The following is a 19,702-nucleotide window of genomic DNA, read 5'->3' on the forward strand; positions in this document are numbered from 1 at the left end:
TGCGGGATGTGGTAACACACTACCCCTTTGTTTCCACTGGAACAGAACGCGTTTCAGTCGATGAACCCTCGGAAAATGGCCAAAACACCCAAGTACGAGAATCTGCAGTCGAAACAGAGGGGTTCGAGAACGCATCCCATGTTAGATGAGTTCGCGGAGGTGGTCTGCGAAGCCGGTCGAATCGCGGACGTTGCGAAGGATGATTTCGAGATGCCCACTCCCGCCTGCGGCGATTTGGACGTTTCCAAGCCCGACGACGGTTTCGAGCACCGACCGATTCTCTTGAATCCCCCGAACCTTAGAAAGCGGGAGTTCCTTGCGGACGAGCGAGAGAAATCGGTACTCGCTGATTACCCGTTCGTTGGTCAGGTAGTAGCTCGTAAGCGAGTTCGCCCAGTACGTGAACAACCCCTGTGAAAACAACACGAGCCCGAGGATGAGCGCCACGAGCGGGTAGGCGAGTGGCTCTTGGGTGAAGTAGGTGAGATACGTCGCAATCGAGAGGAGGAGAAAGCCAACGGTGAGTCGGACGGTGGCGACGCGCTGGGTCGGGTGGCGGCGGTCGATGATGTACTCGTTGTCGCTGAGTTGTACCTCCGCTGGCGCCGTCCGCTGGACGTACGCGCCGATGACGATGACGATGAGACCGAAGATGATCAGCGCCCAGCCAAGCAGCTGTGGGTAGACAAGCGTCGTCATGCCGAGCAGAATCCGCCCGCCACCGATGAGAAACGGCAGGGAGATGAGCACGCTCCAGAGGAGCGGTGCGCCACGCGCCATCAGCGCCCCCTCGTGAGTTCAACGAGGACGCCGATGATGGAGACGACCAGCCCGATGATGGCGAGCGTTTCGGGGTCGGTGAGCCCGCGGTCGCCGCTACTCAAGAAGCCACGGTCTTCTGCGAGGTCGTTCGACGACCGGCTCGCGGTTGCCTCCGCGCCGAACGATTCAGTGGTCACGGCCTCGCTCGTGGGTTGGGGCGTATTCTGGCCCTCGGTCACGACGACGGTCGACTGTTCGGTCGGAACCGTATCGGGGACGAACTCGACGTAAAACCAGATGTAGTCCACCGGTTCTGCCTGCTCTGTTGCGGCGTTCCAGCGGTACAGCGTGAGGTTGAACAGCTCTTCGCCCGTGCCAAAACTGTGTGGCGAAACGGTGTACCACGCGGTGTAGGAGTTGCCGTTGCTCACCGTGAGCCAGTCCGTACAGCTTTCTGCGTACGTGTCGGTCGCAAGACAGAGGAAGTAGTAGTCGTAGCCCGGGTCGCCCGCGAATTCGTAGATGAGGAAGAACTCTTCTGTCGAGTACACGTACGGGATGCCCTCGGCGCTCGTCGTGAACCCGCCGTTGTCCCGCACGAGCGCGTCACCAGAGAGCCACACCGTGAGGTGCGAACTCTGGTAGATGAACAACACGTCATCATCCTGTGCGGCGACCGGCGCCACCACAACGCTGAGTGCCATTCCAACGACCAGTACACCTATCAGCGGACGATACAGTCGTCTCACCACCCCTCGAAACACTGTAGTTCCCCAATAGATACGTCAGAACCATCGAAAACTGTTTGCGTGTGATAGTCACGCATTCTTGCGGAGAACTACCCATGTTTTCGACTGCACAGCGTTACGCATTCACAAGCCACGAGAACACAGATGGGGCGCATTCAGGACGTTTTACACTCGAAAGAAGGGGGTTCAAATTCGCGCGGGGAGGCCGCGGGCTCAGGGAGGTAAATTCGTGAGAAACGACCTTCGACGGCGAAGGGCGGGCGAGTCTCGAGAGAACGAGCGCGCGATTCGGTATAGTCCCACGCAGATTCGAACTCAGTCGCAGTAAACTGCTCCTTGCTCGAATCGGACATGAGAGCGCGATTCGGTATAGTCCCACGCAGATTCGAACTGCGGTCGTCAGCCCCAGAAGCTGACAGGATTGGCCACTACCCCATGGGACTCCTTGCTGCACACATCGGTAGACTGTGCCCCTTTGTAAGCGTTGCGCGTTCGCCCGCGGTGTGTCAGTGGGTTTCTCACGGACGAACGTGCATATATCGACGCCTACTTATGCCCAACCTATGCAGTACCGTGTATGTACGTTGGACGATTTATCGTCATCGGGCCAGACATCGGTGCGTATCGCGTTTCCTCCCGCTCGTTTCCGAACCGCAAGGTCGTAGACCGCGACGGCACGTTCACCGTCGCGCCGACCGCGGACGCAGAGCCGACGGACAACCCGTACGTGTCGTACAACTGCCTGCGGATTGCGGGCGACACGGCCGTCATCGGCAACGGCTCGCACGTAGACCCCATCACCGAGAAAATCGAACGCGGCTACCCCGCCCGCGACGCGCTCGGTGAGGCACTGCTCGCGATGGACTACGAGAAAGACAGCTACAACACCCCGCGCATCGCCGGAACCGTGGGCGAAAAAAGCTACATCGGTACCGTCCGCAGCGATGCACTCATCGTGAACGAAGTGACCGAGCCAACGCTCGTCGCCACCTACGAGCGCGACACGCCCGAGGCCTACCCGCTCACCACCAACGCCGCGACCGAGGCTGCGAAAGCCGTCTACGATGCTGACTTTGAACACGCCGTCTGTGCCGCCGCCGTTTCCCGCACCGAGAGCGGCTTCGAGACGGCAATCGAGAACGGGAATTAAACCCTCGCGTCGCCTTTTTTCGGTATGAAACTCGGCGTCATTGCTGACGTACACGGGAATCTCGTCGCCTTAGAAGCCGTCATGGACGCGATGCCAGCGGTCGATGCGCTCGTCTGTGCGGGCGACGTGGTTGGCTACAACCCGTGGCCCGGCGAGTGCGTTGACACATTGAGAGAGACCGATTGTCTCTCGGTTATGGGAAACCACGACCGCGCCGTTGTGACCGGCACGACCGACCACTTCAACGGGATGGCCCGGGCGGGAGTGCGCTACGCTGAGCGCGTCCTGTCGAGCGCCCAGTTCGAGTGGCTCGCAGCCCTCCCAGCAACGCGCACCGAATTCGACGGGCGCGTGAAACTCGTCCACGGCCACCCTGACGACCCCGACCGCTACACCTACCCCGACCTGTTCGACCCCGCGATGCTCCGCGGCGAGGACGTGCTTGTGACCGGCCACACCCACGTCCAGGGCCACCGAACCTTTGAGGAAGGGATCGTGTTGAACCCCGGAAGCGTTGGCCAACCCCGCGACGGCGACCCGCGCGCCGCCTTCTCGGTGGTCGATGTGGATGCGATGAGCGTCGATGAACGGCGCGTCAGCTACGACATCGACGCGGTCGAACAGAAAGTGAACGCAGTCGGACTGCCAGAAGACATCGCCAACCGACTGCGCCGTGGTCGGTAATCAGACCGGGCGGAGTTCCGCAGAGAAGTGGCGCAGTTCTTTCATCGGCGGTTCGGAGATGATTTCGAGCCCCGACACCGACTCACGGCGCGCGTAGACGCCGTCGACGGTGTCTGCGATGTGCTCTAGGTGTTCGCGGTGGTAGGTGCGCCGCGGGATGGCGAGGCGGACGAGTTCGGGCCGGTTGGTTCCAGGGAAGGCAAAACTCCCAAGTTCGACGCCGCGGACGCCGCCTTCGCGGTAGAGTTCACAGGCGAGTGCCTGTCCGGGGAACTGGTCGAGCGGAATGTGTGGGAAAAAGCCCTCTGCGTCGAGGTAGACGGCGTGACCGCCTGCGGGGAGGTAGACGGGAAGGTTTGCCTCGTCGAGAAGGGCGGCAAGTTCTTGAACTTGGCCAACACGCGATTCGATGTACTCCTGCGTGACGGCTTCCCGAAGCCCCTGTGCCATCGCCTCGATGTCGCGTCCGGCGAGGCCACCGTAGGTCGAGAAGCCTTCGTACAGAATGGCGCGCTGGCGGGCGTGTTCGAACAGCGTTTCATCGCGGCAAGCGACGAAGCCGCCGATGTTCACGAGCGCGTCTTTCTTCCCGCTCATGACGAGCGCGTCGGCGTACGAGAGTTCCTCGCGGGCGATTTCTGCGACCGAGTGGTTCTCGTAATCGGCCTCACGTTGCTGGATGAAGTAGGCGTTTTCGGCGAACCGGCAGGCGTCCATGACGAACGTGGCGTCGATGTCGTCTGCAAACGCACGGACGGCGCGGATGTTTTCCATGCTCACCGGCTGACCAGCCGTGGAGTTGTTGGTGATGGTGAGAATGACCACGGGAATGGCGTCTTCGCCGTGTTCGTCGACCACAGCCCAGCCTTTGTCGAGGTCGAAGTTGCCCTTGAACGGCTCGTCTGATTGCAGCTCCATCGCGCCGGAGACCGGGCAGTCAACGGCTTCGGCTCCCGCGTTTGCGACGTGGGCGCGCGTCGTGTCGAAGTGGGTGTTGTTCGGGACGACGTCACCGGCTTCGAGGAGCGTCCCGTAGAGAACGTTTTCTGCGCCCCGTCCTTGGTGGGTCGGGATGACGTAGTCAAAGCCCATCACGTCAGAGACGGCGTCTTGGAGGGTGTCGAAACTCCGACTTCCGGCGTAGGCTTCGTCGCCGAGCATCATGGCCGCCCACTGCTTTGCGCTCATCGTGCCCGTCCCCGAGTCGGTGAGTAGGTCGATAAACACGTCTTCTGAGGGGAGATTGAACATGTTGTAACCAGCGCGTTCGAGGTTTTCCTCCCGAACCTCGCGTGATGGCAGGTGAATCGGCTCGACCATCTTCGATTTGTACGCAGTCATTGAGAAGAATGGACACAAGGAGCACCATAATTTCACGCATTCAACAGTGAACACTCCCGCGTCTCGATGGGAGGCAATGCGCAAAATTGGGTACTGCTGTCTACAATTCGGAGCGAGTCAGAAGTCAGCCTGGATGGCCCTGAGCGCAGATTCTCGAACGTCCCAGTCAACGAACACGCCAACGGATGAGGCGCTCGTGATGATGTCGTGAATCGAGATGTGCGCATCCGCGAGCGGCCCGATGATGTCGCGGACGACGCCGGGTTCGCTCATCAGTCCGCCGGTGACGCGGATGACCGCGATGCCGTCTTCGACCGTCACGCTCGACAAGAGTTCATCTTCGACAACGCACTCGTGGAGCACTTTTTCAGCCTCGGACGCCCGGTCTGCGGCGATGTAGAACGTCACCGAATCCATCCCGCTTGCGACGGCGTCGATGTTGATGTCCGCCTCACCAAGCGTCTGCGAGAGCGTCGCGAGGATTCCCGGTTTGTTGCGAATGGACCGCCCGGCGACTGTGATACACGCGAGGCGCGTCTCGCGGAGGTCGATGATGTTCTCGAACTGGCCTTCGATGCTCGTCCCGCCCGAAAGGAGGTCACCGTGTTGGTAGTGGACGACGCGAACGTCTAAGTTCTCGTCTTTGTAGGTGAGCGCGCTCGGGGCGACGACTTCTGCGCCACGGAACGACAGGTCGCGCAGCTCGTCAACCGTGATTTGAGAGACGTTTCGCGCGCCTTCGACGACCCGTGGGTCCCCAGTCATGACGCCTTCGACGTCGGTGACGATGACGACCTGATCTGCGCCGGTGTACTTGCCGAGCATCACCGCGGAGGTGTCGCTGCCACCGCGTCCGAGTGTGGTGACGTTGCCCTCGTTGTCTTGGGCGAGAAAGCCCGTGATGACGGGAACGACGTTCTCCATCGACGCCGCTAACTCTGCGGCGTTTGCTTTCGTGGCTTCGACGTCCACTTCGCCGTGTTCGTCGGTGATGATTGGCCAGCCCTCGCTGCCGGGTTCGAGAAACACCGCGTTGACGCCGCGAGCGGAGAGGGCGGCTTTCAACATGCGGACGCTGGTTCGCTCGCCCATGCTCACGATTTCTGCGCGGTCTGCCTCGCCTGCCTCGAACGTGATTTCATCGAGCAGGTCGTCCGTCGTAGACCCCATCGCGCTCGCGACGACGGCGATTTCGTGGCCCGCAGCCACTGCAGCGGCAATCGAATCGGCTGCTCGATTGATTCGGTCACCGCTGCCGAGGCTGGTTCCGCCGAACTTTGCAACTACGCGCATGCTACCACCGTATGCGTGTGAACGTGACTCATTGGCCCCTCTTTATGAGTCCCGCGAGATAACCTTGTTCATCCTCCGAATGCTTGCCGTCTGTCACATTTCGGCCGCATCGTCGGCGTGTTCGATGCGCTCCTCGTCTGTTTCGACGTCTGACTGGTCAGGCGCGGTTTCACCGTTCTCCGTCGCCTTTTCCTTGCTTTTCGCTTGCTCTTCTTCAGGGTCGAACGTCACCATTCCAAGGCCGGAGGTGTACTCGTAGGTGTGCCACTCGGGGATGACGAGCACGCCGTTCATCTTGCGGATACGAATTTGCTTCAGCAGGGTCTCTGGAACGAGCTTTTCGGTGAGCCGGAGGTCGATAACGCCATCGACGGCGTACGCTAAATCGTGGGGGAACAACGACTCTTCGGTGACGACCGTTGCCCCGGCGTAGACGGGGACAAACCGGCCTTTGCACACGTCGGCCCGGATGGTGCGGACGAACTCGTAGGCTCTGACAGGTTGGACAAGCGCGCCGAACTCGGTGAGCGAGTCGATGAGCACCATCCCCGCGTCAACGAGATGGTGGTCTTCGAGACAGTTGTCGAGTTTGTTCGTCACCTCATCGATGTCCGTCGGGTCGCGAATCGTCGTCGTCGCGTTCTCTGCAACGTGGTGGAGGTGCTGATTCCACTCGTTCATGCGCTCGTACATTCGTTTTCGCGTCGAGAGCCGGTAGGTGAAACAGTCGAGAATGTGAAGTTGGTCGCGCTCTAAGTAGGGCAGGACGTTCCAGTCGAAGGTGAGAAACTGTTGGACAATCGAGCCGGGCGGTTCCTGAAAGCTCACGATAATCGCCGGTTCGCCTCGCTGTAAGGTTCGCCAGATGAGTTCTGCTTGCAACGCCCGGTCACGGGTGCCCGCAGGCCCCGACAGGAGGACGAAGGCGTTACGCGGCGCGCCCTGTGGGAGGCTCGTGTCGAGTGCAGACACGCCGGGATCGAACCACATGAAGCCGTGGTACTCGGTAAAAACGTACTCGCTCGTTTCAAGCGCCTCGCGACACGCCTGAGAGCAAAACTGGTACTCAGATTCCCCAACACTGGCTGCGACGGGTTTCTCGGGGATGGGGTGGCGACAGAAATCGCATCGCTCCTCCTGACTCGTATCGTGGTCAGTGGTATCATCCACCATGACAGTTCTACGGAGCGAGTCGGGAAGAATCAACCGGGTCAGGGATTTAATGTATCTCCATGCGAAATGGGGGCTATGGACGTGCGGGACGCTGTTGAAGATGATGCGGGCATACTGGCGGAAATGACCGGGTCACCGAGCGATGTCATGCGAAACCTGATTCACGACCGGAGCGTGCGCGTCGCGGAGGCAGAAGGCGACATCCTCGGCTTCGTGAGCTTCGACGCAGAACAACGAACCGTGTACGTCACCCAACTCTCGGGTGAGACGACCGTCGCTAAACGACTGCTCGACGAACCGCTCAGGTTCGCCACGAAAGAGCAGATGAGCGTCGAACTCCTCGTGCCGGAAGACGAAGACCCGATTCTCGATGCCGCAGACAGCGTCGGCTTCACTCGCGTCGGCAGAGGGCCACGATTCGACTCCATTCCGACCGTCAAATTCCGCAAAGACCCTACTTGAACGAGCGAATCGTCATTTCGAGTGTGTCTAAGTCAACGATTGGCGCAAAGCCGGAATCGGGGTTGATGTTCACGCTTTTCTGGAAATCAGTCTGTGCCTGCCAACAGCCACTGTTGATGGCGAGCACGTTGTGGTACATCCCGTAGCCGAGTTTGTGGACGTGGCCAGTGTGGAAAATGTCGGGCACCTCGTCGATGACCAGATAGTCCTTCTCTTCGGGTGCAACCCGCGTGTGCCCGCCGTACTGGGGCGCGACGTGGCGCTTTTTGAGCAACTGATACATCGCCTTGTGTGGCTCCTCGTAGCTCGCTTTGTCCGCAGGCAACTCGGCGATGACCTCGTCGAGCGAGACGCCGTGGTACATCAGTACAGACACGCCTTCGAGCGTGACGACGGAGGGATTCGACGCGATTTGGGCGTCGTGGGCGGTCATAATATCTCGGAGTTCGTCAGAAAAGCCCGGCTGGGGTTCTGCGAGGCGCACCGCATCGTGGTTGCCCGGAATCATCACGATTTCTAAGTCGCCGGGCACCTCCTTCAGGTACTCTGAGAACTCCTCGTACTGGTCGTAAATGTCGATGATGGTGAGTTCCTCGTCCTGATTCGGGTAGATGCCAACGCCCTCCACCATATCCCCCGCGATACACAGGTATTCGACGTGTTCTGCCTCCTCGGTGTGGAGCCAGTGGGCAAAATCGCTCCACGCGTCGGCCATGAATTCTTGGCTGCCGACGTGCACGTCGCTGATGAGCGCCGCCTGTACGTGGCGGTCTGCGGTCGAGGGGTTGTGGGTACGCGGGATGTCCGGGAAGTAGAGCGATTCGACGAACAGGATGCCCGCGTCGTCAGAAAGCGTCCCATCTACGGCGATAACCTCATCGAGGAGGATTTCGTCCACGAGGTCTGCGAGCGGCCGGTCTTTCATCACGAGACACGGGAACACGCCGTTCGTGTCCTCTAACTCGATTATCCAGTGACCGTTGGCCGTCGAACGCACGTCGCTGACCATTCCGATGATGCCCGCCTCGCTGTTGCCGGGCATGGAGTTGAGCGCCCGCGTCGTCCGGTGGTTCACCCGCGAGCGGAGTTTTGCGGACAGGCGCTCGTACCGGTCTCGGAACACGGCGACGAAATCCTCGTAGCGGCCCGTTCCGGTGCTCTCGCCGGTCATATCGTTCGCAATCTGGAGCGAGCGAAGCGAGTGGTCAACCGTCCGCTCGAACTCCGCGGGCGCGGTTTCGACTGGAGTTGAATCCGGGATATTATCGGTCGCTGTCTGCATATCTGCAGTGGAAGGAGGGGGGTCTTGTTGGTCGAGAACGCTCCGGACGTGGGCGGCGGTGAGTTTGAGCGCATCCGCGGGCAGGGTGTCGAGCGCGAGAGAGAGGGTGCGCGCCGGGTCGGAGGAACTCGCGATGAGGGTGACTGCTTCGCGTTCAGCGTTGTATCCTCGACTGACGAGTTCGCTGACAACGCGAGCGTCACTCTCTAAAGGCACACCTGTCTGTCTTCGGGGAGTGGCAAAAGTATAGCGAACCAAAGCCAAACGTTGAAACGAGCACCCTGCGAAGGGCCGCCAATGAGTGTCCCGGGTGACCGACCCGACGAAGAGCCGTCCGGATTCGTTGGATGGCTCCAATGGCTTGCGACCACCGACCACGAGGGGGTCGCCTACGCCCGCGAACTACTCGTAAGCGTGGGAGCCGTCGTCCTTGTCGGGCTCATCTTATTCAGCGTGAGCGGCATCTGGCCGCCGATGGTCGCCGTCGAAAGCGGTAGCATGGAGCCGAACATGATGACGGGTGACCTCGTGTTCGTCATGGAAGAACACCGATTCGCCGCTGGTGAAGCCTACGAAGACACGGGGGTCGTGACCAACGCTATCGGTGCGAATTCGGAGTACGTCAAATTCAACAACTACGGCGACGTCATCGTGTTCCAACCGAACGGAGACGCTGGGACGACCCCGATTATCCACCGGGCGATGTTCCACGTAAACGAGAGCGAAAACTGGTACGACAAGGCGAATCCTGACTACATCCAGGGCGCACAAAACTGCGAACAGCTCGCCCACTGCCCCGCTCCAAACGATGGCTTCGTCACCAAAGGTGACGCAAACAGCATCTACGACCAAGCCGGCAACCAGAACCCCGTCCACCCGTCGTGGGTGATTGGCACCGCGGAGTTCCGCATCCCGATTCTCGGCAACATCCGGCTATGGGTCTCTGAGACCTTCTCGCTGTTCAGTGGGATGGTCATCTTTGGACGGCCACGGCTGTTCGCCTAACGGTCGCAGAAGTCAGTTTTTCACCACTCAGTTGTCGAAGCGCGCTTGGACGAACGGCTGGACGTCACCAATCTCGCTGAGGCGTGAATCTGAAAGGAGGACGGCTTCTGTCTCATCGATTGGCACGGAGAGGCTGATCTCTTTCGTGCGCCCGTAGCGACCCTTGCTCACGACGACTGCGTTTACGATGCCGAGCATGTCGAGTTCGCTGATAAGGTCGGTGACCCGACGCTGCGTGAGGATGTCGGCGTCGATTTCGCCACACAGGCGCTTGTAGATGTTGTACACCTCGCCCGTGTTGATGTTGTGGACACCGTTTTTCTCCAGCATGATGGTCGAAAAGAGCACGAGTTTCGACTGCGTTGGAAGCGTCCTGACGACCTCGACCACCCGGTCGAGTTCGATTTTGTCCTGTGCTTTGCGTACGTGTTTTTCTTCGACGCAGTCTATCTGGTCGCGTTCTGCGAGTTCGCCCGCCGTCCGAAGCAAGTCGAGCGCGCGCCGAGCGTCACCGTGTTCTTGGGCGGCGAACGCCGCACACAGCGGGATCACGTCGTCCGTGAGCGAATCAGGTTTGAACGACACGTCGGCGCGGTGTTGGAGGATGTCGCGCAGTTGGTTCGCGTCGTACGGCGGGAAGACGATTTCCTCTTCGCCAAGCGATGATTTGACGCGCGGATCGAGGAAGTCGGTGAATTTGAGGTCGTTCGAGATGCCGATGATCGAGATGCGGGAGTTGTCGAGTTCCGAGTTCATCCGCGAGAGGTTGTAGAGGGTGTCGTCACCAGATTTTTCGACGAGTTTGTCGATTTCGTCGAGCATGATGACGACGACGCGCTCGTTGTAATCGACGGCTTCGAAAAAGGTCGTGTAGACGCGGTCGGTTGGCCACCCGGTCATCGGGACAGGTTCGAACGACGCAAGGTCGTCTTCGAGCACGGACAGGCGCTCGTCAAGCGCGTCGAGTGAGGCGAACTGGGTCTCTTCGAGTGCAGTTGAGTCATCGGCCGCGCGCTCGCGAAGCGAGCCAAGGCGGTCGAGTTTGTCCTCGATGACCTGCTCGTTTTTCTCGATAAACTTGTTCGCGAGCTGTGCGAGGACGCGATACTGGGTGTCGGTGACTTCGCAGTTGATGTACTCGACCTCACACGGCACTTCGTACTTCTGTGAGGTGGTTTCGAGTTCTTTGGAGACGAACTTCGCACTCGCCGTCTTGCCGGTCCCGGTCTTGCCGTAGATGAGGATGTTAGAAGGCGTCTCGCCGCGGAGCGCAGCGACAAGAATCGTCGCCATGTTGTTGATCTGCTCTACGCGATGGGGGAGTTTGTGTGGCGTATACGAGGGGCGGAGCACTTCCTTGTTCTCGAAGATGGGCTCACCGCTCAGGAGGTCGTCAAACAGCCCTTGCGAAGCTTCCTCTGGGTCTTCGAGACCGTGGTCGTCTAAGACGACGTCGTCTAAGTCCACGTCGAACGCTCGACTGGTGTCTGTGTCGTCAGTACCGCCATCCGTGTGTGTGTCGTCAGGTGCCATCGATTAAATCCCCTATCTTTCGGGTGGAACTGATACGACGGCCCGGGAGAGAAGCCCGCAACCGCCCTAGAGACGCCTTTTCGGCGAGTAGATTCGTGTTCGCACGTCCACTTGATGCAGACGAACCAGAGGTAGAATGTCTATTAAAGGTTGTGTTTTGTGGAGGGGTTTGCAACGCGGAACCAACGCAAATCGAGAGACTGCGACCCACTCTGGAGGAATTTCGCAGTGCGGTGGTCGCCGCACCAGAAAGGGTGGTGTTTCGACTCGAACGAACTGCGTATGGGTTGTGAGCTGTCTACCGCTGGCTCACGACACGAGAGGATGAAATAGACGGATAGATGCAAACAGAATCGACGGTTGAAAATCTTTGACGACACCCTTGCTCGAGAGTTGGAGTTGAAACAAAGGTGGTGGCCGGAATAGGGTGATTTCCACCGGCCGATGATGGATCGAGACTCGCGTTACCCAGTCGGTTGCGAAGTGGCATCGCGACCGCGCACCCGAAAAATGTCTCCGAGAACGCCATGGTTCGACCGGAAACGGAGGGGGTGTGACTGAAATATCTCTAGTGATACTAGGTTGCACTAGAACAAAAGGGGTTGAGTACCGCAGTGCTAGAAGAGAATCTAGGATAAACCACCATGTGTGGGTTGTTGGCACGCAAGGTTCGGGCGACGGCTAGCGGTTCTTCTGTGAGGAGTTCTGCGAAGCTGGTTCTTCGAGTGTATGATGTGTGTACCGGGAGAGGGTGCCCCCCACCCCTTTGTTTCCGGTGGAACGAGAAATTGGAGGGGAGGGGGGCGCAAAGGAGTCTCTGTAAAGAGGTATCTTTATACCATAGATAGTTCAACCACAACCGTAGTAGAGAACGAAACGCTGTTTGTTGTGTTGTTGCTAGTGGAATTAACTTGAGCTCGCCAATCCACCCTCCCTCTCTCACGGCTCTCCACTGGAAACAAAGGGGTGGGGGGCTAGAACCTCGTCGGACTCTCGTTCTCCGTTCGTCTAATGTCCAGAAATCACACTGGAGACACCCTCTATTCCAAGAACCCAATCTCACTATTCTGCACCCCTCCATTAACAATCGCTAGAAATCCTAATTCTAACCCCGTCTAGTTCAGGTGGAACGGGAGATTCTCCGAACGCACGATTGCGAGGGTCGCTCAACCCAACCACCAGCTTGCACAAATACTGGCGGTTCCTCTCGCCCTGCTCATCCACGACAAACAGTTCAAAAACCAATCAAAACAGACTGTGGACACATCCTTCGCAGAACCCCCTTGTTTCGGGTGGAGACCCGACCGAGAGGCAATTTCTCCCGGTAGCGTGGCCAATGCGTCGATCTCGTTCGCGACACCGAAACATCCTTGTGACCACCGTCCGTCGATTGTCTATAAATCCAGACACATGTCTGACGCACGCTTAAGTGAGTTCAGAGTGCTTCTATGTTCAGAAGCACCCTTGACTACGATATATTCCGAGGGAGCGGGAGAATAGGATGGGTATATTCGCTGAATTACGAGATAGCATCTCACGAGTTACAGATAAGTTGTTCTCCGGCTCTGAGCCGAAACGAATTGGCATCTATGGGCCGCCAAACGCGGGCAAGACGACGCTCGCAAATCGCATCGCTCGCGATTGGACTGGCGACGCCATCGGGCCGGAGAGTCACATTCCACACGAAACGCGCCGCGCACGCAGGAAAGAAAACGTCGAGATAAAGCGCAACGGGAAATCCGTGACCATCGATATCGTGGACACGCCGGGTGTCACGACGAAGGTCGATTACAAGGAGTTCTTAGAGCACGACATGGAGAAAGACGACGCGGTTCGTCGCTCCCGCGAGGCCACCGAAGGCGTCGCAGAGGCCATGCACTGGCTCCGCGAGGACGTCGATGGCGTCATCTACGTTCTCGACAGTTCGACGGACCCGTTCACGCAGGTGAACACGATGCTGATCGGTATCATCGAGAGTCAGAAGCTCCCCGTGCTCATCCTCGCGAACAAGACGGACTTAGACGAATCGAACGTCCAGCGCATTCGCAATGCGTTCCCCCAACACGAGACGATTCCATTATCGGCACTCGAAGGGGCGAACATGGACGAAGTGTACGACAAGATTTCGGCCTACTTCGGGTGATATCGTATGGCAGAAGCAACTAACAAAGACGGCGTGCAAATCGACCTGTTCAGCGGCGAGCGCATGGACAGGCTCACGAGCATGGAGAAAATTCGGACCATCTTAGATGGCGTTCATGCGGGAAACATTGTGATTCTCGAAGAGGGACTCTCGCCCGCAGAGGAGTCGAAACTCATTGAGGTGACGATGACTGAGATCAGTCCCGATGAGTTCAACGGCATCGAAATCGAGACGTATCCGAAACAGGACGCCTCCGACGGCAGCCTGTTAGACCGGCTCATGGGGCGGCGTTCGACGGCAAAGCTCACGGTCATCGGCCCAGCGAACCGCATCGAAACGCTGCACAAAGACGAGAGTCTCATCAGCGCCCTCGTCACTCGGCAATAATGCCACACCAGTGTACGGCCTGTGGCCACGAGTTCAGTGACGGCTCGAAAGAGATGCTCTCTGGGTGTCCAGACTGTGGCGGCAACAAGTTCCAGTTCTACCCAGCAGGCGCTGCGCCCGACCCGGAAGAGAAACCACCGGAACGCGAATCCTCGGTGACCGAATCGGTCGGCAAGGCCACCACGAAAGTCCGCGACTGGGTGCGTGGAGACGAGCGACCCGCTGGCCCCGCCACGGCTTCGAGTGCAGACGAAGATGACAACATCATCGAAGCACCTGCTGAGTCAAATCCCGACCGCGAAGACCGCGCGCAGGCAAGCGCTCGCGGCGAGATGGTGACACCCGACGAACTTCCGAAGAAACCAGAGCAACCGCCCGCAGAGGGCCGCGTCGTTGGCAGTCCCAAAGAAGAACAGCCGTCGATGGAACAGCTCCGCGAGGAGCTAAACGACCAGTTCGAGAGCATCAAGATTCTCGAACCCGGGCAGTACGAACTCAACTTGATGGAACTCTACGACCGCGACGAGTACATCATTGCCCTCCAAGAAAACGGTCGGTACATCATCGAAGTGCCAGAGACCTGGATTGGCGGGCGCGACGAAGACGAGACGTAAACTCACCCATCCGCTTCCACCCGAAACACTCCCCTTTCTTCCTCCTTTTTCTCCACCTTCGCGCGGGACAGCCTCGCGTCTTGCGTGTCCGTCGCAGAATCGGCGTCAGTCGTCGCCGCGAACTGAAGGTTTTAACCGCTCGCACGGAAACAGACGCGGTATGAGTCAGGCAACCAAGATTGTGGTCACGACCGTTGGCGTTTCAGCACTTCTTGCACTCGGTCTTATCGCGAGTCTCGCGCTTGCGTAATGTTCGACGAGCGAGACCTTTCCCGGGCGCTCGCGGCCGTTCGTGACGAGTACGCCCCCGGAGCGATAGTGCTCGACTGTGAGCAAGACTTCGAGACGCTGGCCCCCGACCAGGCAGAAAGTCTCGGACTGCTCGTCGATTCGCTGTCTCCGACGAGCTATCCGAGCGACTGGCTTCCCGACGACGCTCCGCACTTGCTCTCCCAGTACGCGAGTACCACGTTCACCATCGGGATGCCGGGCGACGGCAGCGTCGTCTGGACGCGCCAGACCGAGCCACCGCTCGTGTTCGTCAAAGCGCGCACACAGGGCTCGCCCGAGGCGTTCATCGACTTCCTCATCGCCGAAGCGTTCGTCGAGCTCAGTACAGGAGAGCCAGAACATTTCCTCCCGTTTTTCGGAGCGTCCTACCGCGACCTCGACGAAGCGCTTGACCTCGGCCCCGTTGACACCTACCAGATTGCGGCGGCGTTGTACGACGCCTATCTCGGGCTCCAGACGCGCGAGGTGTTCGCCTCGTGGGAGGACACCCAACCCGAATTGTTCGACGCGTGGAAAGACGCGGGCGAGCGAATGGAACCGCGGCTTTCAGGGCTTTCTCGCGACGTGGCTCTCGGAAAAACCGATTTCGCGGCGGCGACCGAATACGCCTGTAGCGCGGTGAAACACGAACTCTCACTCCCAGCGCCATTTGGCGCGCTCGATACGCAGGCGTACCGAGAACACGGTGCGCCGTACGCCGTGAAGTGGGCTGAAAAAACGCTTGCGCGACTGCGCGAGGACTAAGTTAGAACTCGCCTGCGACGTTGCCGTCTTCGTCGAGCGTGATGATGCCGTCGAACAGGTCGCGGTAGGCAGTGACCACGTCTTCGTCGTGGACTTCCTCTGCGAGGTGGAACAGGCCAACGGCGTCGTGTTGTTCGAGTAGAGAGAGCAGTTCTTTGACGGCTTCACGGGCGCGTTCTTCGTCTGCGTAGTAGGCCATCTCAGTGACCGAATCGACGCTCACGCGGAGTTTGTTGCCGTCGTGGCGCTCTAAGAATTTGCGGGTTTCGCGGACGATACCGTCCAAATCGTCAGGCGAGGAGACGTAGTGAATGCCCTTCCCGCTGCGTCGGGAGTAGCCGCGTTCGATGGAAAGCGCGTCTAGAATCTCTGTTTTCCCGCGGTCGACGCCGTAGTATTCGAGTTTCTGCTCAACCTCGCGTGCGGTGGTGCGCGTGGAGATGACGAGGATGTAGTCGGTGTCGGTGTTGAGAAAGTCGGTGTCGATGCGGTCTGTTTCACCCGTGCTCGGGTGTAAAAGTAAGAGGCCTGTGCCGCCCGGGATGGAGTCTGGTGTGTTCTCGACTGCGAGGGCGTAATCCATATCGCCAAAAAGCAACCGGCGATACCTTAAGCCTGCGGGTGTGGCCGACCTGTCGTCTAGAACACACTGTCTGCGGTGGCCGCGCCGACGACGCTGAAGATTGCGCCGACAGAGACGGCTTTTGCCGTCACTTCGTAGCGAGCGTTCACCGACAAGTCAGAGAGGAACGTCTGTGGGGCGGCGAACGCCATCGCGAGGATGATGACCGAGCCAAAGGCGACGAGCATGAGCGAGAGAAAGCGCAGCGGGATACCCGCCACGTCGGCTTCGCGGTCAGGGTCGCGGCCGTCGTCTGCCTTGTAGAGCGCGCCGTAGCCAATCGCAAAGACGAGCGAGAGCGTCACGATGCCGTGCCAAACCGTCATGTTTCTCGCGAGCACCCACACCTCCTCGGTGACGACGAACGGGCCTGCGAGCAGGAACCCACCCACCAGTTGTTGCGCCGAATCGGCGAGGGCGTATCGGCGCTTTTTCCCGACCATGTGCTCCATCGGCGTCGAAGCCGGTTAAACGCCCGGGCATGACGTCGAATCCGTTTAGGTTCCACACTCCATTGGTGGTGTATGAGCATTCGCCAAGAGTTCGACACCTGGGCCACAGACGGCCGCGACAAAGGGATGGAAGACCGCCACTGGCACACGGCGAAACACGCACTCGCTCGTATGCCGGTCGAGCCGGGTGACACGATTCTCGACCTCGGCACGGGCAGCGGGTACGCCGTTCGCGCGCTGCGCGAGACGAAATGCGCGGGGCGAACCTACGGTCTCGACGGCTCGCCGGAGATGGCGCGAAACGCCCGCGACTACACCGACTCGCTCGATTCTGGGTACGTCGTTGGCGACTTCGACGACCTCCCCTTTGCTGACAACAGCGTTGACCACGTCTGGACGATGGAGGCGTTTTATTACGCGAAAGACCCGCACAACACCCTCCGCGAGGTCGCGCGCGTCCTCAAACCCGGCGGGACGTTCTACTGTGCGGTGAACTACTACGAAGAGAACGTCCACTCCCACCACTGGCAGGACAACATCACAGTCGAGATGACTCGCTGGACGCGCGAGCAGTACCGCGACGCCTTCCACGAGGCGGGGCTTTCCGTCGCAGCACAAGACCACATCGGCGACTTCGACGTGGAAATCCCCGACGAAGACGCCTTCCCGTACGAGGGATTCGACACCCGCGAGGACATGGTCGAACGCTACCGCGAACTCGGGACGCTCCTGACGGTCGGCGTCGCCCACTGAACCAATAAATCCGACAGTTCACCCGGATGAACCCCTTCATTTCGACTGCAAATCTGCCACGACAGTTCGCGTCTATCCGACGGAAACAGCCCAATTGTGCCAAGTACTTTATCACTTGCCGACTGACTGATGCTGTGTCAAACAACGGCCAACGCCAGTACGTTCTCGCCGGGTTAGTTGCGGTCATCGCGTTGCTTGCGGCGTTCTTGTTGGCCGACGTTGTCGCGACCGTCTTTTTCGCTATCACGGTCGCGTACGTCTTGTTTCCCTTCCGCGAATATCTCGTGACCCACCACCTCAAGCCACGCTATGCGAGCGCTCTCGCGACGGTTGTGGCCTTCTTGAGCCTTGCTGGACTGCTCGCGCCAATTGGTATCGTCATCTATCTCCGTCGGCTGCAACTCGCCGAGTTCATCCAGAATCTCCCGCCTGAAATCGTGCTTCGGTACAGTGGGTTCTTCTACGTCATTCGCACCGAAGACGCGATTCTCTACGCGAACAATACGCTGACTCAAATCGCTATTTCCGGCGTGCAAGCTGCGCCGGTACTCGCGCTCAAAGCCGCGCTGTTTACGTTCCTCGTGTTCGCCATCCTCCTCGAGCCTCGCGGCGTCGCTGCCGCCATTTTCCGCCCGATTCCGCGCCCGTACCACGACATCGCCATCGCCCTCCACGAGCGCATCCGCGACACGCTGTTTGCGATTTACGTCCTGCAAGCAGCGACCGCGCTCGGCACGTTCGTCCTCGCGCTTGCGGTGTTTTTCATACTCGGCTATGAGTCGTTCTTCGCGCTCGCCGTCATCGCAGGTATCTTCCAGTTCATTCCCATTCTCGGACCGAGCGTTCTGGTGGTCGCCTTGGCTGGCTATCAAGTGAGTATCGGTGATGTGAACGCGGCGGCTGCCGTTCTCATCCTCGGCCTCATCGTCATCGCGTTCGTCCCCGACGCGCTCATCCGCCCGCGACTCGCAGAACAGACCGCAGACCTCCCGGGAAGTCTCTACTTCATTGGGTTCGTTGGCGGTATCCTCAGCGTGGGTGTGATGGGCTTTATCGCTGGCCCGCTCATCATCGCGCTGTTCGTCGAGGCCATTGACCTGCTCTCAGACCGCCAGATGCGACAGGGCTCGCTGTTTTAGGTGTCGGATTCGATGTTCATGCCGCGGGCTTCCCACTCGGTGAGGCTCCCCTCATAGAACGAGACGTCGGAGAAGCCGAGCCATTTGAGCACGAGGTAGGTGTGACTGATGCGTCGGGCGGTGTTGCAATAGAGGATGACGGGAGTTTCGGGGATGATGCCTTTCGCTTCGAGAATCGCTGTTGCCGTCTCGGGGTCTTTGATACCGCGCGTTTCGTCGTCTACGAGTTCGCGCCAGTCGAGTTGTACCGCGCCTTCGATGTGGCCGTCTTCGAACTCCGATTGTTCGCGCGTGTCGATGATGACGGTGTCCGTCCCGATGGCGGCGGCCACCTCGTCTGCGCCAATCAGTGGGCGGTCGTCGGGGATGGTCGCCTCGTAGTCGCTCGATTCTTGTTCGCTTGTCTCGCTCGTCGTTTCGTAGTCGAGTTGCCACGCGCTGAAGTCACCAGAAAGGAGATGGAGCTTTGCGGGGTCGTGGCCGTAGAGTGCTGCGGTCACGAGAAAGCGGGCGGCGAATACGCCGTGGGTGTCGTCGTAGGCGACGAGGTGGTCGTCGCGGGAGATGCCTGCGTCCTGCATGAGCGCAGCAAACGTGTCCGCGCCGGGGAGCATGCCTTCGTCGCCGCCGTCTTCGTCGCGGAAGCTGTCGTAGGGGATGTTCACCGCGCCGGGGAGGTGGCCAATCCCGCCGAACTCCCACGCGTCGCGCACGTCCACGAGGGCGACGTCGGCCAGTCGTTCGGCAACCCACGCCGCCGAAACGATGGTTTCGTCCATACAGAGTGGCACGCGGGGTCACGCTTTAACCTTCGTCCTGCGTGCGAATTGCCCGCGAAGTCGGAGTTGCGGAGAATGTTGCTTCACCCACTCGCTCGACTGGCTGCCAGCCACTACCGATGGGTTGCTCACTCGAATCGCGAGAAGCTGGAGTACCCCAACTACAACCAGCAATCCCCCACAGACCGGCCGAAACTCCATGTGTGGTCCCTGTTTGTCGGCGTGAGTTAATCATCATGGGCCGACCCGTGACAGGGTGTCGGCGTCTCTGAACGCCGCGACCAGCGTGCGGTACCGGCAGTGTGTTCCGCTGTGTGATCACCGAACGACCATCATCTCGTCGG

20 protein-coding genes and 1 tRNA gene are annotated in these 19,702 nt (G+C 59.5%); 10 read left to right on the plus strand and 11 right to left on the minus strand.

Annotation, left to right across the window (positions count from 1 at the left end; all coding sequences use genetic code 11):
* Positions 1–141: 141 nt before the first annotated feature.
* The 3 genes from V5N47_RS07305 to V5N47_RS07315 all read right to left on the minus strand — a co-directional run bounded on the left by V5N47_RS07305 (position 142) and on the right by V5N47_RS07315 (position 1,954).
* Complete coding sequence (locus tag V5N47_RS07305) at positions 142–780, minus strand: PH domain-containing protein (RefSeq protein ID WP_338730218.1); 639 nt, start codon at positions 778–780, stop codon at positions 142–144.
* Positions 780–1,466 (minus strand): hypothetical protein, encoded by a 687-nt coding sequence (locus V5N47_RS07310; RefSeq protein ID WP_338730219.1) that lies wholly within the window; start codon positions 1,464–1,466, stop codon positions 780–782. The genes V5N47_RS07305 and V5N47_RS07310 overlap by 1 nt, the downstream gene beginning before the upstream one ends.
* A 415-nt stretch (positions 1,467–1,881) precedes the next feature.
* Positions 1,882–1,954: transfer RNA gene (locus V5N47_RS07315), tRNA-Gln, on the minus strand.
* Between the two features lie 134 nt (positions 1,955–2,088).
* Between V5N47_RS07315 and V5N47_RS07320 the strand changes: the two genes are divergently transcribed.
* Both V5N47_RS07320 and V5N47_RS07325 read left to right on the plus strand, forming a co-directional pair.
* The gene (locus tag V5N47_RS07320) at positions 2,089–2,661 is read left to right on the plus strand and encodes an IMP cyclohydrolase (RefSeq protein WP_338730220.1); all 573 of its coding nucleotides are present in this window, start codon (positions 2,089–2,091) and stop codon (positions 2,659–2,661) included.
* Positions 2,662–2,685: 24 nt separating this feature from the next.
* Positions 2,686–3,345 (plus strand): metallophosphoesterase family protein, encoded by a 660-nt coding sequence (locus V5N47_RS07325; protein ID WP_338730221.1) that lies wholly within the window; start codon positions 2,686–2,688, stop codon positions 3,343–3,345.
* Here V5N47_RS07325 and V5N47_RS07330 read toward each other — a convergent pair whose 3' ends face one another.
* The 3 genes from V5N47_RS07330 to V5N47_RS07340 all read right to left on the minus strand — a co-directional run bounded on the left by V5N47_RS07330 (position 3,346) and on the right by V5N47_RS07340 (position 7,152).
* A complete protein-coding gene (locus tag V5N47_RS07330; protein ID WP_338730222.1) occupies positions 3,346–4,686 on the minus strand; it encodes a tryptophanase in 1,341 nt (446 codons plus the stop codon).
* Positions 4,687–4,803: 117 nt separating this feature from the next.
* Complete coding sequence (locus V5N47_RS07335; RefSeq protein ID WP_338730223.1) at positions 4,804–5,979, minus strand: aspartate kinase; 1,176 nt, start codon at positions 5,977–5,979, stop codon at positions 4,804–4,806.
* 93 nt (positions 5,980–6,072) lie between these two features.
* Complete coding sequence (locus tag V5N47_RS07340; RefSeq protein ID WP_338730224.1) at positions 6,073–7,152, minus strand: ATPase domain-containing protein; 1,080 nt, start codon at positions 7,150–7,152, stop codon at positions 6,073–6,075.
* A gap of 75 nt (positions 7,153–7,227) precedes the next feature.
* Between V5N47_RS07340 and V5N47_RS07345 the strand changes: the two genes are divergently transcribed.
* Positions 7,228–7,614 (plus strand): hypothetical protein, encoded by a 387-nt coding sequence (locus V5N47_RS07345; protein ID WP_338730225.1) that lies wholly within the window; start codon positions 7,228–7,230, stop codon positions 7,612–7,614.
* Here the strand turns inward: V5N47_RS07345 and V5N47_RS07350 are convergent.
* Positions 7,607–9,112 (minus strand): DNA-directed DNA polymerase II small subunit, encoded by a 1,506-nt coding sequence (locus V5N47_RS07350; protein ID WP_338730226.1) that lies wholly within the window; start codon positions 9,110–9,112, stop codon positions 7,607–7,609. The two genes, V5N47_RS07345 and V5N47_RS07350, sit on opposite strands and share 8 nt — an antisense overlap.
* 81 nt (positions 9,113–9,193) lie before the next feature.
* Between V5N47_RS07350 and V5N47_RS07355 the strand changes: the two genes are divergently transcribed.
* Positions 9,194–9,901 carry a S26 family signal peptidase gene (locus V5N47_RS07355; RefSeq protein WP_338730227.1) on the plus strand — a complete coding sequence of 236 codons (708 nt, stop codon included), beginning with the start codon at positions 9,194–9,196 and terminating at the stop codon, positions 9,899–9,901.
* Between the two features lie 27 nt (positions 9,902–9,928).
* Here V5N47_RS07355 and V5N47_RS07360 read toward each other — a convergent pair whose 3' ends face one another.
* Positions 9,929–11,434 (minus strand): ORC1-type DNA replication protein, encoded by a 1,506-nt coding sequence (locus V5N47_RS07360; RefSeq protein WP_338730228.1) that lies wholly within the window; start codon positions 11,432–11,434, stop codon positions 9,929–9,931.
* A gap of 1,501 nt (positions 11,435–12,935) precedes the next feature.
* Here V5N47_RS07360 and V5N47_RS07365 point away from each other — a divergent pair.
* The 4 genes from V5N47_RS07365 (at position 12,936) to V5N47_RS07380 (ending at position 15,613) form a co-directional block, all read left to right on the plus strand.
* Positions 12,936–13,577: a GTP-binding protein gene (locus V5N47_RS07365; RefSeq protein ID WP_338730229.1), complete on the plus strand. Its 642-nt coding sequence runs from the start codon at positions 12,936–12,938 to the stop codon at positions 13,575–13,577.
* 6 nt (positions 13,578–13,583) lie between these two features.
* Positions 13,584–13,964, plus strand: coding sequence for a DUF2073 domain-containing protein (locus V5N47_RS07370; RefSeq protein ID WP_332897526.1), 381 nt, complete (start codon positions 13,584–13,586; stop codon positions 13,962–13,964).
* A complete protein-coding gene (locus tag V5N47_RS07375) occupies positions 13,964–14,578 on the plus strand; it encodes a Zn-ribbon containing protein (RefSeq protein ID WP_338730231.1) in 615 nt (204 codons plus the stop codon). The genes V5N47_RS07370 and V5N47_RS07375 overlap by 1 nt, the downstream gene beginning before the upstream one ends.
* A 249-nt stretch (positions 14,579–14,827) precedes the next feature.
* Positions 14,828–15,613: a hypothetical protein gene (locus V5N47_RS07380; protein WP_338730232.1), complete on the plus strand. Its 786-nt coding sequence runs from the start codon at positions 14,828–14,830 to the stop codon at positions 15,611–15,613.
* 1 nt (position 15,614) lies between these two features.
* On the opposite strand, the gene V5N47_RS07385 is transcribed toward V5N47_RS07380, so the two are convergent.
* Both V5N47_RS07385 and V5N47_RS07390 read right to left on the minus strand, forming a co-directional pair.
* Complete coding sequence (locus tag V5N47_RS07385; RefSeq protein ID WP_338730233.1) at positions 15,615–16,196, minus strand: ATPase domain-containing protein; 582 nt, start codon at positions 16,194–16,196, stop codon at positions 15,615–15,617.
* Between the two features lie 56 nt (positions 16,197–16,252).
* Positions 16,253–16,678: a DUF2391 family protein gene (locus tag V5N47_RS07390; RefSeq protein WP_338730234.1), complete on the minus strand. Its 426-nt coding sequence runs from the start codon at positions 16,676–16,678 to the stop codon at positions 16,253–16,255.
* An 81-nt stretch (positions 16,679–16,759) separates the two neighbouring features.
* Here V5N47_RS07390 and V5N47_RS07395 point away from each other — a divergent pair, with 81 nt between their 5' ends.
* The gene (locus tag V5N47_RS07395; RefSeq protein ID WP_338730235.1) at positions 16,760–17,440 is read left to right on the plus strand and encodes a class I SAM-dependent methyltransferase; all 681 of its coding nucleotides are present in this window, start codon (positions 16,760–16,762) and stop codon (positions 17,438–17,440) included.
* Positions 17,441–17,574: 134 nt separating this feature from the next.
* A complete protein-coding gene (locus tag V5N47_RS07400) occupies positions 17,575–18,579 on the plus strand; it encodes an AI-2E family transporter (RefSeq protein WP_338730236.1) in 1,005 nt (334 codons plus the stop codon).
* On the opposite strand, the gene V5N47_RS07405 is transcribed toward V5N47_RS07400, so the two are convergent.
* On the minus strand, positions 18,576–19,358 hold the full coding sequence (locus V5N47_RS07405; RefSeq protein ID WP_338730238.1) for a sulfurtransferase: 783 nt from the start codon (positions 19,356–19,358) through the stop codon (positions 18,576–18,578). The two genes, V5N47_RS07400 and V5N47_RS07405, sit on opposite strands and share 4 nt — an antisense overlap.
* Positions 19,359–19,702 lie beyond the last annotated feature (344 nt).

The sequence above is a fragment of the Haladaptatus sp. DJG-WS-42 genome (assembly GCF_037198285.1).
Taxonomy (GTDB): domain Archaea; phylum Halobacteriota; class Halobacteria; order Halobacteriales; family Halococcaceae; genus QDMS2.